Source organism: Kribbella polygonati (assembly GCF_050320105.1).
Classification (GTDB): Bacteria; Actinomycetota; Actinomycetes; order Propionibacteriales; family Kribbellaceae; genus Kribbella.
The window spans coordinates 8,269,385-8,283,044 of record NZ_CP190129.1 but is presented as its reverse complement, the minus strand read 5'-3'; the positions used below and the strand labels follow the sequence as shown (position 1 = coordinate 8,283,044).

The 13,660-nt window shown below is 70.5% G+C and carries 14 protein-coding genes; 5 read left to right on the top strand and 9 right to left on the bottom strand.

The genetic code is table 11. The annotated features are described in order from the left end of the window. The first annotated feature begins 89 nt into the window (after positions 1–89). On the top strand, positions 90–938 hold the full coding sequence (locus ACQHIV_RS39940) for an oxidoreductase (protein WP_427889616.1): 849 nt from the start codon (positions 90–92) through the stop codon (positions 936–938). A 43-nt stretch (positions 939–981) separates the two neighbouring features. Here ACQHIV_RS39940 and ACQHIV_RS39935 read toward each other — a convergent pair whose 3' ends face one another. Next, on the bottom strand, positions 982–1,533 hold the full coding sequence (locus ACQHIV_RS39935; RefSeq protein ID WP_427889614.1) for a TetR/AcrR family transcriptional regulator: 552 nt from the start codon (positions 1,531–1,533) through the stop codon (positions 982–984). A 72-nt stretch (positions 1,534–1,605) separates the two neighbouring features. Between ACQHIV_RS39935 and ACQHIV_RS39930 the strand changes: the two genes are divergently transcribed. Then, positions 1,606–2,586 (top strand): alpha/beta hydrolase, encoded by a 981-nt coding sequence (locus ACQHIV_RS39930; RefSeq protein WP_427889612.1) that lies wholly within the window; start codon positions 1,606–1,608, stop codon positions 2,584–2,586. Here the strand turns inward: ACQHIV_RS39930 and ACQHIV_RS39925 are convergent. Continuing rightward, positions 2,579–4,024: a leucyl aminopeptidase family protein gene (locus ACQHIV_RS39925; protein WP_427889610.1), complete on the bottom strand. Its 1,446-nt coding sequence runs from the start codon at positions 4,022–4,024 to the stop codon at positions 2,579–2,581. The genes ACQHIV_RS39930 and ACQHIV_RS39925 overlap by 8 nt on opposite strands. Before the next feature lie 197 nt (positions 4,025–4,221). Then, positions 4,222–4,389, bottom strand: coding sequence for a DUF3117 domain-containing protein (locus tag ACQHIV_RS39920; protein WP_012923066.1), 168 nt, complete (start codon positions 4,387–4,389; stop codon positions 4,222–4,224). Between the two features lie 176 nt (positions 4,390–4,565). Between ACQHIV_RS39920 and ACQHIV_RS39915 the strand changes: the two genes are divergently transcribed. From ACQHIV_RS39915 to ACQHIV_RS39905, 3 genes are read left to right on the top strand one after another with little or no spacing between them, the layout of a single operon-like run. Further along, the gene (locus ACQHIV_RS39915) at positions 4,566–5,393 is read left to right on the top strand and encodes a PaaX family transcriptional regulator (RefSeq protein ID WP_427889607.1); all 828 of its coding nucleotides are present in this window, start codon (positions 4,566–4,568) and stop codon (positions 5,391–5,393) included. Positions 5,394–5,428: 35 nt separating this feature from the next. Continuing rightward, positions 5,429–6,220 (top strand): enoyl-CoA hydratase/isomerase family protein, encoded by a 792-nt coding sequence (locus tag ACQHIV_RS39910; protein ID WP_427889605.1) that lies wholly within the window; start codon positions 5,429–5,431, stop codon positions 6,218–6,220. A gap of 44 nt (positions 6,221–6,264) precedes the next feature. Further along, entirely contained in the window at positions 6,265–8,322 is a 2,058-nt protein-coding gene (locus tag ACQHIV_RS39905; protein ID WP_427889604.1) for an alpha/beta hydrolase-fold protein, read from the top strand. Positions 8,323–8,513: 191 nt separating this feature from the next. Here ACQHIV_RS39905 and ACQHIV_RS39900 read toward each other — a convergent pair whose 3' ends face one another. The 6 genes from ACQHIV_RS39900 to ACQHIV_RS39875 form a co-directional block, all read right to left on the bottom strand. Next, the gene (locus ACQHIV_RS39900) at positions 8,514–9,074 is read right to left on the bottom strand and encodes a DNA-3-methyladenine glycosylase I (RefSeq protein WP_427889602.1); all 561 of its coding nucleotides are present in this window, start codon (positions 9,072–9,074) and stop codon (positions 8,514–8,516) included. Then, positions 9,071–9,481, bottom strand: coding sequence for an SRPBCC family protein (locus ACQHIV_RS39895; protein WP_427889600.1), 411 nt, complete (start codon positions 9,479–9,481; stop codon positions 9,071–9,073). The genes ACQHIV_RS39900 and ACQHIV_RS39895 overlap by 4 nt, the downstream gene beginning before the upstream one ends. A 35-nt stretch (positions 9,482–9,516) precedes the next feature. After that, positions 9,517–11,016 (bottom strand): DivIVA domain-containing protein, encoded by a 1,500-nt coding sequence (locus ACQHIV_RS39890; RefSeq protein WP_427896659.1) that lies wholly within the window; start codon positions 11,014–11,016, stop codon positions 9,517–9,519. Between the two features lie 54 nt (positions 11,017–11,070). After that, entirely contained in the window at positions 11,071–11,808 is a 738-nt protein-coding gene (locus ACQHIV_RS39885; RefSeq protein WP_427896657.1) for a TIGR00730 family Rossman fold protein, read from the bottom strand. A 100-nt stretch (positions 11,809–11,908) separates the two neighbouring features. Beyond that, positions 11,909–12,976, bottom strand: a complete 1,068-nt coding sequence (gene dapE / locus ACQHIV_RS39880) for a succinyl-diaminopimelate desuccinylase (RefSeq protein WP_427889598.1) — start codon at positions 12,974–12,976, stop codon at positions 11,909–11,911. Continuing rightward, positions 12,976–13,656, bottom strand: coding sequence for a VOC family protein (locus ACQHIV_RS39875; protein WP_427889596.1), 681 nt, complete (start codon positions 13,654–13,656; stop codon positions 12,976–12,978). The genes dapE and ACQHIV_RS39875 overlap by 1 nt, the downstream gene beginning before the upstream one ends. Between the last annotated feature and the right edge of the window lie 4 nt (positions 13,657–13,660).

Sequence of the window (13,660 nt, the reverse complement as noted above, 5' to 3'; positions counted from 1 at the left end):
ACCGGGTACGCCGTGACAGCCTGTGCCCTGTCACTACCAGGAACGGCGGGGTACTCCCTGTTCCGCGCGGACCGACGAACAGTGGAGCCATGACGAACTCAACCATCACCCTCGCCGACGACCTCACCATCACCCGGATGGGGTACGGCGCGATGCAGCTCGCCGGCCCCGGCGTCTTCGGACCGCCGAAGGACCGCGACCAGGCGATCGCCGTACTGCGGGAGGCTGTCGACCTCGGCGTCACGCATATCGACACCAGCGACTTCTACGGCCCGGTCGTGGTCAACGAGATCATCAAGGAGGCGCTGTACCCGTACCCCGACGGCCTGCACCTGGTCACCAAGGTCGGCGCCCGGCGGGGGCCCGAAGGATCGTGGGACGTGGCGCTCGACCCGGACGACCTGAAGCGGCAGGTGCACGAGAACCTCGAGCACCTGGGTCTCGACGTACTCGACGTGGTGAACCTGCGGACCGCGGCGCGCGAGGAGACCAACCACGACTCGATCGCCGAGCCGTACACCGTGCTGGCCGAACTGCAGCGGGAAGGGCTGATCAGGCATCTCGGGCTGAGCGCGGTCACGATGGCGCAGGTCCACGAGGCGGCGGCGATCGCGCCGTTCGTGACGATCCAGAACCTCTACAACCTGGTCACGCGCGAGGACGACGACATCGTCGACTACTGCGCCGAGCACGGCATCGCGTTCGCCTCGTTCTTCCCGCTCGGCGGCTTCAGCCCGCTGCAGTCGGAGACGCTCGCGAAGGTCGCGGCCCGCCTGGACGCCACTCCGCAGCAGGTCGCGCTCGCGTGGTTGCTGCAGCGCTCCACGACCAGCGTGGTCATCCCGGGTACGTCCTCGCTCGACCACCTCCGCGAGAACATCGCCGCCCGCGATCTGGTCCTCCCCGCCGACGCCGTCGCGGAGCTCGACACGGTCTGAGCGGAACTTTTCCGGCGCTGAGCGACGGAAAAGTTCCGGAAAGCTAGCGCAGTTCGCGTTGCAGCATCCGGATGAGGTCCTCGACGTCGGCCTCGACCATCGGCTCGCCGGTCATGCCCATCCGGTGCAGCAGCGTCCCGATCACCACGTCGATCACGAACAGCACCCGCTGCTCGGACAGCCCGAGCGTCTCCATCAGCACCTTCCGGTACGGGTCCTGCAGCTGTACGGCGAGGATCTCCCGCAGCGCGGGATCGCCGATCGCGTCCGTGAACACACCCGCGAACGCCGCGGCCACCCCGGGCTCGGCGACCGCGCGCACGCCGTACCGGACCGCGGCCGCGATGTCCGCGTCGCGGCTCTGCCCGGTCAGCGGCAACGGGCCGAACGAGTCCACCAGCGTCGCGGTCACCAGCGCGCCCTTCGTCGGCCAGCGGCGGTAGATCGTGGTCTTCGCGATCCCGGTCGCGGCGGCGATCCGGTCCACCGTGGCCCGGGTGTACCCGAGCTCGTGGATCGTCCGCAGCGTCGCCGCGAACACCTCCGCGTCGACGCTGGACCGGGGCCGGCCGGGCGGCCGGGTACTGGAAGCCATGGGCCTACCCTACCTAGTTATGCTACCTTCGGTATCGATACTAATCGTAGCGAAACCGCAGGACGGTGCCCGATGCTCAAGACCGCCGCCACCACCGCGACCACCCAGCAGCCGCCGCTGGGCGTTCGCCTGGTCTACTCGCTCCGCAAGGAGCCCGACTACCGCACGATGTCGCCCAAGGAACTGGCCGCGTTCGGCGAGGCCGCCCACCGGATCGTCACGTCCCGGTTCGCGCACCTGCTGACCGGCTTCCCGCACAGCGGCGTGACGATCGGCTGGCAGCAGGTCCAGCTCGCAGACCGCACGATCCGGGTCCGCGTATACCGCCCGGACAACCAGGCCAAGCTCCCGCTGATCCTGCACGTCCACGGCGGCGGATACGTCGGTACGGCGGTGCAGTGCGACTGGATCAACAGCCACCTCGCTGCCCGGGTGTCAGCCGTCGTGGTGTCCGTCGAGCACCGGCTGATGGATCACGACACACCGCTCGCCGCGATCGTCGACGACGGCTGGGACGTCCTGCGGCACGTGTTCCAGCACGCCGCCGACTGGGGCATCGACCCGGCCCGCGTGGCGGTCGCCGGCGAGAGCGCCGGGTCGATGGTCGCCGCACTCTCCGCGCTCCGGGCCCGGGACGCGGGCCTGTCGTTGCGCGCGCAGGTCCTGGTCAACGCGTGCGTCGACGTGACCTCGACGGCGCTCGACTACGACTCGGTCGCGCAGTACCCGGAGACGCCGACGCTCACCCGCGAGGGCCTCGAGTTCTTCCGGCGTCTCGCCGTACCCGAAGGAACCGATCCGCGGGAGCTGTCGCCGCTGTACGCCGACGACCTGAGCGGGCTGCCGCCGACGCTGATGGTGGTGCCGGCGCTCGACCCGGTCGCGGACCACAGCCGCGTGTACGCCGACCACCTGCGCGCGGCAGGCACCCCGGTCGAGGTCAGCGAGTACGACAAGGCCGGGCACGCCTTCATCAGCATGCCCGGCCTCGTGCCGCAGGCGAAGCCGGCGCGGGACCGGATCGTCGACTTCCTCTGCGCGCGGTTCAGATAATGCCGGAGGTCGGCGCGCCGGAGGACAGCCAGGTGCTGAGCAGCCGCGCGCCGGCGCCGGTCGCGCCGGTGGAGTACTCGAAGTTCTCGCCCGGCGACTCCGCGATCGACGACAGGTCCAGGTGGGCCCACGGGAGGTCGCCCGCGAAGGCCTTCAGGAACAGGGCCGCGGTGATCGAGCCGGGGCCCTTCGAGCTGTTCACCGAGTCCGCGACCGGGGTCGAGATCAGGTCCTCGTACTCGGCCGGCAGCGGCATCCGCCACAGTTCCTCGCCGGACACCCGGCCGGCGTCGGCGAGGTTGTCGGCGAGCGCGTCGTCGGTCGCGAACAGGCCGCCGTACAGCATCGCGCCGAGCGACACCTTGATCGCGCCGGTCAGCGTGGCGATGTCGACCAGGACGTCCGGCTTCAGCTCCTGGACGGCGTACGCGAGCCCGTCGGCGAGCACCAGCCGGCCCTCGGCGTCGGTGTTCTTCACCTCGGTGGTGCGGCCGCCGAAGTGCCGGATCACGTCGTCCGGGCGGTACGCCGAACCCGACGGCATGTTCTCCGCCGCGCAGACCAGGCCGGTCACCCGGACGTTCGCGCCGAGGTCGCGCAGCGCCGACATGGTCGCGATCACCGAGCCGCCGCCGGTCATGTCACGCTTCATCGACACCATGCCCTCGCGCGGCTTCAGCGACAGGCCGCCGGTGTCGTACGTGATGCCCTTGCCGACCAGCACGACGTACGGCGTGTCCTTGCCGGAACCCGCCGGGGCGTAGTCGAGCCGGATGAACCGCGGCGGGCGGGCCGAGCCCTGGCCGACCGCGAGGATCCCGCCGAACCCGTCGGCGGCCAGCTTCTTCTCGTCCCAGACCGTCGCCACCAGGCCGGTCGCCGCGGCGATCTCGATCGCCCGCGCGGCCAGCCAGGACGGGTCCTTCTCGTTCGACGGGGTGATCGCGAGCTGCCGCGCCAGCCAGCCGGTGCGGCCGACCACGACGCCCCGGTCCAGCACGTCCTGCCGCGGCGCGTCCGTACCGTCGGTCAGCGTCACGCTGCCGACCGCGGGCTTGCCCGGGTCGACGGTCTTCTGGGTGTACGAGAACGAGCCGAGCACCACGCCCTCCGCGAACGCCTGGAGCGCCGCGTCATCGATGCCCTCGGCAACGACGGTGGTGAGCTCGTCCTTGCCGCGGCCGAACCGGGCGATCGCCGCCCCGGCGTGTCGCAGGTCCTTCGCGCCGCCGTCACCGGCTCCGACCAGCAGGATCTCGGTCACGTCGCCGATCAGCAGCGGGTACGCCGCCGTACTGCCGGCGGCCGGCGTGAAGCCGGTCTCGCGCTGCACCTCGAGCAGCCGGCCGAGGTCGACCCCGAGCCGCTCCCCCGCCTCCTTCGCGGCGGCCGGCAACTCGTCGCCGACGAGGACCACCCAGGTGGCGGAACCGTGCACCGGCAGACCGGGCTGCCAGCTGACACCGGGAAGAGTGGGGAACGGGGACGAACTGCTGCGGCGAGCCACTAGGACGACCTCACTGGTGTTTGATCAAAGAGAGTTGGACCACCGTAACGACCCCGGCCGGTGCCTGCGAAGGCACCCACCGGGGTCGGAGTGACAGACGGGGGCGCTGGCACCCCCGGAGGTTGTGGTCAGCCGACGACGGCCTTCAGTGCGTTGCCGAGCTCGGTCGCCTCGTCGGCGTTCAGCTCGACGACGAGCCGTCCGCCGCCCTCGAGCGGAACCCGCATCACGATCCCGCGGCCCTCCTTGGTGACCTCGAGCGGACCATCGCCCGTCCGCGGCTTCATCGCCGCCATGCGCGCACCCCTTCCCAGTGTCGGTGTTGAGCGACGACACCGCGCGGGGGACCGTGGCCGGCGCCGTTGCGGTGATGCGCCGTCGGCGCGTATCGCAGTGTTAATCGGTGTGTACCGCACCCCATTATTCCCGATCTCAGGCCAAGGCCGTGCACCATACGGCAGACTCGAGTCTTGTGCACGCCCGTTCAGCCCTTTTCGACCTGTACGGCGACCACCTGCGCGCGCGTGGTGCGCAGGCCCCGGTCGCGGCCCTCGTCCGGCTGCTCGCGCCGCTGGGCGTGCATCCACCGGCCGTGCGGACCGCGGTGTCCCGGATGGTCCGGCAGGGCTGGCTGGAGCCGGTCCGGATCGAGGGGCAGCCCGGATACGGACTGACCTCCCGGGCGCGTCGCCGGCTCGACGACGCCGCCGCGCGGATCTACCGCACCGCGCCGGACGGCACCCCGGTGGTGACCGGTTCCGAAGGCCCGGGCGACTGGGACCGGCACTGGCACCTGGGCGTCCTCCGGGAGGTCCCGAACGCCCGGCGTCGCGACCAGCTGGCGAGCCAACTCGCCTTCCTGGGTTGGGCTCCGCTGTCCGACGGCGCCTGGGTCGGGCTGCGCAACGACGCCGAGGTGGACCAGATCCTCGAGATGGAGGGGATCGCCGCGGACCGGTTCCGGGCCCCGGTCGACGCCGGCGCGCCGGCGTTCGCCCGCCGGGTCTGGAAGCTGGACGAGCTCGGCGCGTCGTACGACGCCTGGCTGATCGAGGCGAAGGCGCTGGTCGACGCGGGCGGCGTGGGCACCGCCGGCAGCGACGACGAGCAGGCGTTCGCGGTCCGGTCCGAGCTGGTGCACGAATGGCGGAAGTTCCTGTTCCGGGATCCGGGGCTGCCGGACGAGCTGCTGCCGGCCGGCTGGGCCGGGACGAAGGCCGCCGCATTCTTCGATTTCCACGCCGATCGATTGGGTCCCGCGGCCGGGCGTTTCGTCGATGACTGCCTGACGCAACACTGAAAATCCTCTTACTGACAGTCAAGGAGCTGACCACGATGAGTGATTCCGTCACGTATTCCGTCGCCGATGGGGTCGCGACCGTCACCCTGAACCGGCCGGACGCGATGAACGCGCTCGACACGCCGACCAAGGTGCTGCTCCGCGACACGATCCAGGCCGCCGCCGACGATCCCGCCGTCCGCGTCGTCGTACTGACCGGGACCGGGCGGGCATTCTGCGTCGGGCAGGACCTGAAGGAGCACATCGGGCTGCTGCAGGCCAACGACCAGGCCGCGCTCTGGAGCACGGTGCCGGACCACTACGCGCCGATCGCGCTGGCGCTCGCCGAGATGCCGAAGCCGGTGATCGCCGCGGTGAACGGGGTGGCCGCCGGGGCCGGCGCCTCGATGGCGTTCGCGTGCGACTTCCGGGTCGTCGCGGACACGGCCGGGTTCAACCTCGCGTTCACCGGCATCGCGCTGTCCTGCGACACCGGGATCTCCTGGACACTGCCCCGGCTGATCGGACACGCCCGCGCACTGGAGCTCCTGTACTTCCCGCGCACCGTCCCCGCCGCGGAGGCTCTCGACCTCGGGCTGGCCACGTCCGTCGTCCCGGCCGCCGACCTGCCGGACGCCGTCGCCGAACTGGCCGGCAAGCTCGCCGTCGGACCGACGGTCGCGTACGGCGCGGTCCGGCAGTCGCTCGGCTACTCGGCGAGTCACACGCTCGCCGAGGCGCTCGCCTTCGAGGCCGGCAAGATGCAGCAGACCGGCGCCACCGAGGACCACCACAACGCCGTCGCCTCGTTCGTCGCGAAGCAGAAGCCCACCTTCCACGGGCGGTGAACGAGGGCTTGTAATCGTTTACGTAAGCGATTACACACTGACGTGTGAGGAAACTGCTGCTACCCGTCCTGACCGCTGCCACGCTGGTCGGGAGTCTCGTGCTGCCCGGCTCGAGCGCGGCGCCCGCGCCCGAGCCCGGGACCATCAAGTCCGCCGCCGTCCGCTCCGCGACGCTCGGTGAGGACATCAACTACAACGTCTATCTCCCGGCCGGGTACGACACGTCCACCCGGCGCTACCCGGTCATCTACCTGCTGCACGGTCGCGGCGACTCGATGAGCGCGTGGACCCAGGTGAAGAGCCGGCTGGACGAGCTGATCGGCAACGGCGAGATCCCGCCCGCGATCGCGATCATGCCGGACGCGCCGTGGAGCAGCCGAGCGAGCTGGTACGTCGACTCGGCGTACCGGGGCGCCGACCCGGGCCGCCCGGTCGAGACCGCGTTCGTCAAGGACCTGGTCCCGCGGGTCGACGCGACGTACCGGACGATCGCCGACCGGACCGGGCGCGCGATCGCCGGGTACTCGATGGGCGGCGCCGGCGCGCTGCGCTACACGCTGGCGCATCCGGACGTGTTCGGCGCGGGCATCGCGCTCAGCCCGGCGGTGTACTTCCCGTTGCCGCCGAGCGATTCCAGCACCCGCGATTTCGGTGCCTTCGGCAAGGGTCAGGACCCGTTCGTCGAGGCGGCGTACCTGAAGCTGAACTGGCCGGCGGCGCTGAAGTCGTTCGCGGCGAGCGGGCAGCGGTCGCACCTGTACATCGCGGTCGGCGACGACGAGTACAAGAACCCGAAGGCGATCGACGCCACCCACGACCTCGACTTCGAGGCGCACGTCGTCTACAACCAGGCGTCCCGGGTTCCGACCCTGACGTCGGAGTTCCGCGTCGTCGACGGCGGGCACGACTGGGACGTGTGGGGGCCGACGTTCGCCGAGGGCGCGAAGTACGTCTTCCAGTACCTCGGGAAGCCGCCGGCCACGCCGATGCAGGCCGAGCTCACCGACCTCGGCGGCGACGACCGCTCCGGCGGGATCGCGACCGATGCCTCCGGCAACGTTTGCCAGGCGGCCGCGGGAACGGACGTTTCGCTGACGAAGTACGTCCCGGACGGCTCGCGTTCGTGGACGCGGACGCTCGGGTCTGCCGGGACGGATCGCGCGTACGGCGTTGCCGTGGACACGGACGGGCGGGTCGTGGTCACCGGGTACACGAACGGCGACCTGGACGGGGCCCATCCCGGGAACAGCACCGACGATGCGTTCGTGGCGCTGTACGACGGTGCCGGGAATCGGCGCTGGCTCACGCAGTTCGGCGTACCGGGGGTGGCGGATCGCAGCTATTCGGTCGCTGTCGACGGGACGGACGTGTACGTCGGCGGTTACACGAAGGGTGCGCTGGGCGGGACGAACCAGGGCGACAAGGACGCGTTCGTCGCGCGGTACGACGGCGACGGGAAGCAGGTGTGGTTGCGGCAGAACGGCGGCGCGGGCGAGGACAAGGGGATGGCGATCGCGGTGTCGGGCGGTTCGGTGTACCTGGGCGGGATGACGGGCGGCACCGACGGGCTGCTTGCGCGCTACTCGGCCGCGGGTGACGCGGTGTGGACCAAGCAGATCGGTACGTCGGAGTCCGACGAGGTGTGGGGGCTCGCGGCGGATCCTGCCGGTGGCGTGTACCTGACCGGGTACACGGCGGGCGACTTCGCTCGCACGTTGATCGGCGACAAGGACATCATCGTGGCGCGCGCCGACGCGGACGGCGTACTGACGTGGCGCGACCAGTTCGGGACGAGTGGGAACGACAAGGGCGCCGCGATCGCTGTGGACGCGGGCGGTTCGCTGTACGTCGGCGGATTCACCGACGGCGCACTGGAGACGCCGCTCGGCAAGTTCGACGGCGTACTCGCGAAGTACTCGCCGGATCACACGCACAGCTGGACGCGGCAGTTCGGTACCGCGGACGACGACGCCGCGGATGCTTATGCGGAAGCGAACCTGTACCTCAGCACCGGCCCGGACGGCGTGCAACTGAGTGGGCTGACCGGAACCGATGTGTTCCGGACCAGCTTCACCGCGGACGGGACGAACAAACACCCGTAGACAGTTTGGTGGGCTCCACGACCGCGTTCCGGCCGGGCGAGTCACGGCCGGACAACCACCTGACAGTCGGGGAGCCCGCTGAACACCACATCACGTTCTGTGCCCGGAGCACAACTCGTTCAGCCGTTTGTCTTTGGGAATCGGCAAAAAGCCTTATGCAGTTGCCGTTTGCAGATGCACGTGCACGAGATTCAGCGTGCGATGCAGGTTTTCAGATGGTCGTTGACGATGCCGGTGGCCTGCATCAGCGCGTACGCCGTGGTCGGTCCGACGAACACGAAACCGTGCTTCTTGAGTGCCTTCGACATCGCGACCGACTCGGGCGTGGTGGCCGGTACGTCGGCGAGTGTCTTCGGGATCTTGTGCTTCGCGGGCTTGAAGGACCAGAGCAGTTCGGTGAACTCGCCGTCGGCCAGGTCGAGCAGGGCGCGGGCGTTCGAGATCGTCGCGTTGATCTTCAGGCGGTTCCGGACGATGCCCGGGTCGGCCATCAGCCGGTCGAAGTCGGCGTCGCCGTACTTCGCGATCGCCTCCGGGTCGAACCGCGCGAACGCCGTCCGGAAGTTCTCGCGTTTGCGCAGGATCGTGATCCAGGACAGCCCGGACTGGAAGCCTTCGAGCGTCATCCGCTCGAACAGGCCGACGTCGTTCCGGATCTCCTTGCCCCACTCGGTGTCGTGGTACTCGACGTACTCCGGGGCCGACGTCGCCCACCCGCACCGCTGCTGCCCGTCCGGGCCTGTCACCGTCACTGGACCTCCTCGACGAGCCGGCGGAGCGAGATCCGCATCATCAGTTCGAACGCCGGCCGCACGACCGGCCAGGCGAGTGTGCCGAGCCGGCCGAGCGGCGGTACGACGTCCTCGGACCAGGTGAACGTACTGCCGTTCTTCGCCGGGCCGACGGTGAACGTGCCGGTGCCGCGGACGATCTTCCCGAGGTGCTTCACCGTGCACTCGCGCGGTGGATCCCAGTGCGTGATGACCATGTCGTCAGTGAACCCGACGCCACCGACAGAAGTACGCGCCGCGACTCCCCCACCGACCCCGGCGCCGTCGTTCGCGGTCGCCCACACCCGCGTGAACACCATCCACCGCGACTGCCGCTCCCAGTCCATCACCACCGCCCACGCCGCCTCGGGCGCCAGCCCCAACTCCACCGACGCCGCAGCGTGACACTTCCCCGAAGCGCTCATCAACTGGGCCGCTGATAAGCCCCTTCCCCCTCAGACCCCGCCGGCGGCCAGAACCGCCACCCTTCCTCCCCATCCCCCGCCTGCGGGTTAGCCCCGTCAGCCGCCTGCTGCTGCGCCTGCTCGGCTCCGGGGGTCTGCGTGGGGTCTGCCTGCTGCTGGGCGTCTCGCCCGGTCGGCTGCTCGGCTTGAGGAGCCGGCTGCGCCGTCCAGTGCGCCGGACCAGCGGCTCCATCCGCCGGAGCCGGCGGCGTGGTCGGTTGCTGGAGCCGGACGGGTGCGGGCTGATTGAGCTTCAACTGGTCGTACTGCTGCGCCGGCGTAAGCGACGCCTGCGACGGCTTCTGCCCAGCCTGGTGATAAGCATCCTGCTGGTACGAGGCCTGCGGCTGGTCGTCCTGTGTGAGCGCGTCCTGGTGCGACTGTTGCGGGGCCGGGGTGCGGCGCGGGGTCACGGGCTGGGACTGGGCTTCCAGTACGGCGCGCGCTTCCGCCTGCAGGCGCTCGTACTCGTCCGCAGCAGCCTGACTCGCCCGCGGCAACTCCCGCGTCTCCGGCTCGTCATCCGCCGCACCAGCAACTGCTCCCCCACCGGCAGCCTCAGCCCCACCCGCGGCTACGTCCGAACCACCACCGTCAGCCACACCATCACTCACCACACCGCCCGCACCACCACCGGCGGCACCCCCAGTCACCCCACCACCAGCAACACCACCCACGGACACCGCACCGTCAGCCACACCACCCGCGGACGGCGCACCAGCTGCCCCATCACCTGCGGACGCGGCCCCAACTGCCCCGCCTGCCGCCGCACCACCTGCGGGCGCCGCGCCGGCTGCCCCACCGTCCGCCGCACCAGCCCCTGACGCCGCACCAACCGCCCCACCCTCAGCCGCACCACCAGCGGACGGCGTACCGGCCGCGTCTTCCGGCGTACGGGCGTTCGCGGTACCTGGGGTGCCGTCCGGTGCGCCGGTGGACGCGCCGCCGGCACCCGCTGCGCCCGGCTGGTCAGTGGGGGCGCCGGATTCGGTCGGGGCTCCGGCTGGGGAGGCCGGGTCGACGGTGGTGGGCGCTGCGGTGGATGGGTCGGCGGGCGGTTCGGAGACCGGGTCCGGGAAGTCGCCGCCGACGAGGATGGGTTTCTGGGTGCCGGTGTCGTCGAAGTCGGGGGCGTTGTACGGGTTCGACGTGAAGCCGTGGCCCTCGGGGGACTCGACGATGGGGGCGACGGCGCGCTCGAGGTCGGCGATCCGGCGGTCGCGTTCGGCGACCTCCTTCGCGACGCGTTCGAGCAGCGTGTCGACCTCGTCCATCCGGTACCCGCGCACCCCGACCGCGAACCTGGCCGACTCGATGTCGGTCGAGGTCAGCGCCTGGCGCGCCGGCACCGTCATGTCGGGACGGTCGTCGTACGCCGTACTCATGGCACCCCAACGCCCCGAGGCCACTACCGCGACAGCCCCGATCAACAGCACCACGATCAGCCCGAAGAACCACATCACGGGACCGATCGTGCCATGCCGCCCGAGTCACCCGCACAATCACCCAGGATTTCAGCTCCCGTCGCGGGCCGCGGCGGCTTCGTCGGCGGCGGCGTCGGCGAGTTCGCCGGCCTTGACGATGTAGCTGATCGCCTCGTCGACGTCGTCGGTGACGACGAACATGTCGAGGTCGGCGGCGGAGATCTTGCCGTCCTCGAGCATCGTCGTCCGCAGCCAGTCGACCAGCCCGCCCCAGTACGACGTACCGAACAGCACGACCGGGAACGACGTGACCTTCCGGGTCTGCGCCAGCGTGAGCGCCTCGAACAGCTCGTCGAGCGTGCCGAACCCGCCCGGCATCACCACGAACCCCTGCGCGTACTTCACGAACATCGTCTTCCGGGTGAAGAAGTACCGGAAGTTCATCCCGATGTCGACCCACTCGTTCAGCCCGTTCTCGAACGGCAGCTCGATCCCGAGCCCGACCGAGACCCCGCCGGCCTCGGACGCGCCCTTGTTCGCGGCCTCCATCACGCCCGGTCCGCCGCCGGTGATGACGGCGTACCCGGCCCCGACGAGCTTCCGCCCGAACTCCTCGGCGGCCGCGTACATCGGGTCGTCCGGCTTGGTCCGCGCCGACCCGAACACGCTGATCGCGGACCCGAGCTCGGCCAGCATCCCGAATCCCTCGATGAACTCCGACTGGATCCGCAGCACCCGCCACGGGTCGGTGTGCACCCAGTCCGACGGCCCGCGGCTGTCCAGCAGCCGCTGCTCGGAGGTGGAGTGCTGCACCTGCTTGCGCCGCATCGTGATCGGCCCGCGCTGCTGCTGGCCGACCGGGCGGTCGGGGTGGATCGATGGTTCTGACATGCCTCCAGATTATTGCCTGACCGGTAACGCGGTCCGGCTAGGCGCGGTCTGTCAACCAAGTCCTCAGCCGCTGTTCACACAGCTCGATCTCGGCCTCCGGCACGAACTCGTCCTGTTTGTGCGCGTACAGCGGGTCCCCCGGCCCGTAGTTCACCGCCGGTACGCCGAGCAGCGTGAACCGCGCCACGTCCGTCCACCCGAACTTCGGCCGCGGCTCTCCGCCCACCACCTGCAGGAACGCCGCCGCGGCCGGCCGCTCCAGCCCGGGCAGTCCGCCGGGCGCCGAGTCCGTGACGACCACGTCGTACCCCTCGAACACCTCCCGCAGGTGCGCCTCGGCCTCCGCCTCCGACCGGCTCGGCGCGAACCGGTAGTTGACCGTCACGGTGCACAGGTCCGGTACGACGTTCCCGGCGACGCCGCCGCTGATCGCGACCGCGTTCAGCCCCTCGCGGTACTCGAGTCCGTCGATCGGCACCCGGCGCGGCGCGTACGCCTCGAGGCGGGCGAGCACCTCGGCGGCCGAGTGGATCGCGTTCGACCCCATCCACGAGCGGGCCGAGTGCGCGCGCTCGCCGCGGGTGCTGACCTCGATCCGCATGGTGCCCTGGCAGCCGGCCTCGACGACCGCGTTCGACGGCTCCATCACGACCGCGAACACGCCTTCGAGCAGCTCGGGGTTCGAGCGGGTCAGTTTGAACAGCCCGTTCCGCTCGGCCTCGATCTCCTCGCAGTCGTAGAAGACGTACGTGACGTCCCGGTTCGGCGCGTCCAGGGTCGCGGCGAGCCGGAGCGCGACCGCGACGCCGCCCTTCATGTCGCAGGCGCCGAGGCCGTGGATCAGCCCGTCGGCGCGGCGCGCCGGGAGGTTGTCGTTGAGCGGCACGGTGTCGAGGTGACCGGCGAGGACGACCCTCTCGGCGCGGCCGAGGTCGGTCCGCGCGACCACGGTGTTGCCGTGCCGGAACACCTTCAGGTGCGGGTACGCCGTGAGCGCCTTCTCCACCTTGCCGGCGAGCTTCTCCTCGGTACCGCTGACCGAGGAGACGTTGACGAGCGCCTCCGTCAGGTCGGGTGCGCTCGTAGTGAGATCAAGCTTGGTCATCAGGCCTCCGGGGGCAGGAACACGCAGAACTCGTTGCCTTCGGGGTCGGCGCAGACGTGCCAGCCGATCTCGCTGTCCCGGGGCCGGAGCAGTGTCGCACCCGCGTCGAGGACGGGTTGCAGGGCGGGTGCGGTGACGTCCCAGTGCACCCGGTTCTTCGCGGTCTTCGGCTCCGGGACGGGGACGAACACCCAGTACGGGAACGGGAGGCCGGGGACGTTCTCGAGCCAGTACCACGGGTGGTCCGGCGTACTCGCGACGTCGCCGCCGACCGCGTCCGCCCACCAGTGCGCCTGCCGCTCCGGGTCGGCCGAGTCCACGACGAGCTCCATCAGCCGGTACGCCGGGTCGGTGTCGCGGACGAATCCGCAGAACTCGCCGCCTTCGGGGTCCGTGAGTACGTTCCAGTGCTGCTGGTCGGACTGCGGGATCGTGACGGTCGCGCCGGCCGCCTCCAGGTCTGCGACGGCGCCGGTGTGCACGTCCAGGTGGACGCGGTTCTTCACCGTCTTCGGCTCCGGGACCTGGCACATCCAGACGGTCTTCTCGGGTACGTCGCCGACCAGCACGTTCGGGTTGTCGGCGGGCGGGGTGAGGCCGAGCACCCGCCCCCAGAACGCGGCCATCTCGCTCGGACAGGCGACGTCCACACACAGGTCCTTGAAGCGCGCGACAGTCATAACG

Coding starts and splice junctions, on each gene's coding strand:
- ACQHIV_RS39940 (WP_427889616.1), top strand. CDS start 90: ATGACGAACTCAACCATCACCCTCGCCGACGACCTCACCATCACCCGG.
- ACQHIV_RS39935 (WP_427889614.1), bottom strand. CDS start 1,533: ATGGCTTCCAGTACCCGGCCGCCCGGCCGGCCCCGGTCCAGCGTCGAC.
- ACQHIV_RS39930 (WP_427889612.1), top strand. CDS start 1,606: ATGCTCAAGACCGCCGCCACCACCGCGACCACCCAGCAGCCGCCGCTG.
- ACQHIV_RS39920 (WP_012923066.1), bottom strand. CDS start 4,389: ATGGCGGCGATGAAGCCGCGGACGGGCGATGGTCCGCTCGAGGTCACC.
- ACQHIV_RS39910 (WP_427889605.1), top strand. CDS start 5,429: ATGAGTGATTCCGTCACGTATTCCGTCGCCGATGGGGTCGCGACCGTC.
- ACQHIV_RS39890 (WP_427896659.1), bottom strand. CDS start 11,016: ATGTGGTTCTTCGGGCTGATCGTGGTGCTGTTGATCGGGGCTGTCGCG.
- ACQHIV_RS39885 (WP_427896657.1), bottom strand. CDS start 11,808: ATGCGGCGCAAGCAGGTGCAGCACTCCACCTCCGAGCAGCGGCTGCTG.
- dapE (WP_427889598.1), bottom strand. CDS start 12,976: ATGACCAAGCTTGATCTCACTACGAGCGCACCCGACCTGACGGAGGCG.
- ACQHIV_RS39875 (WP_427889596.1), bottom strand. CDS start 13,656: ATGACTGTCGCGCGCTTCAAGGACCTGTGTGTGGACGTCGCCTGTCCG.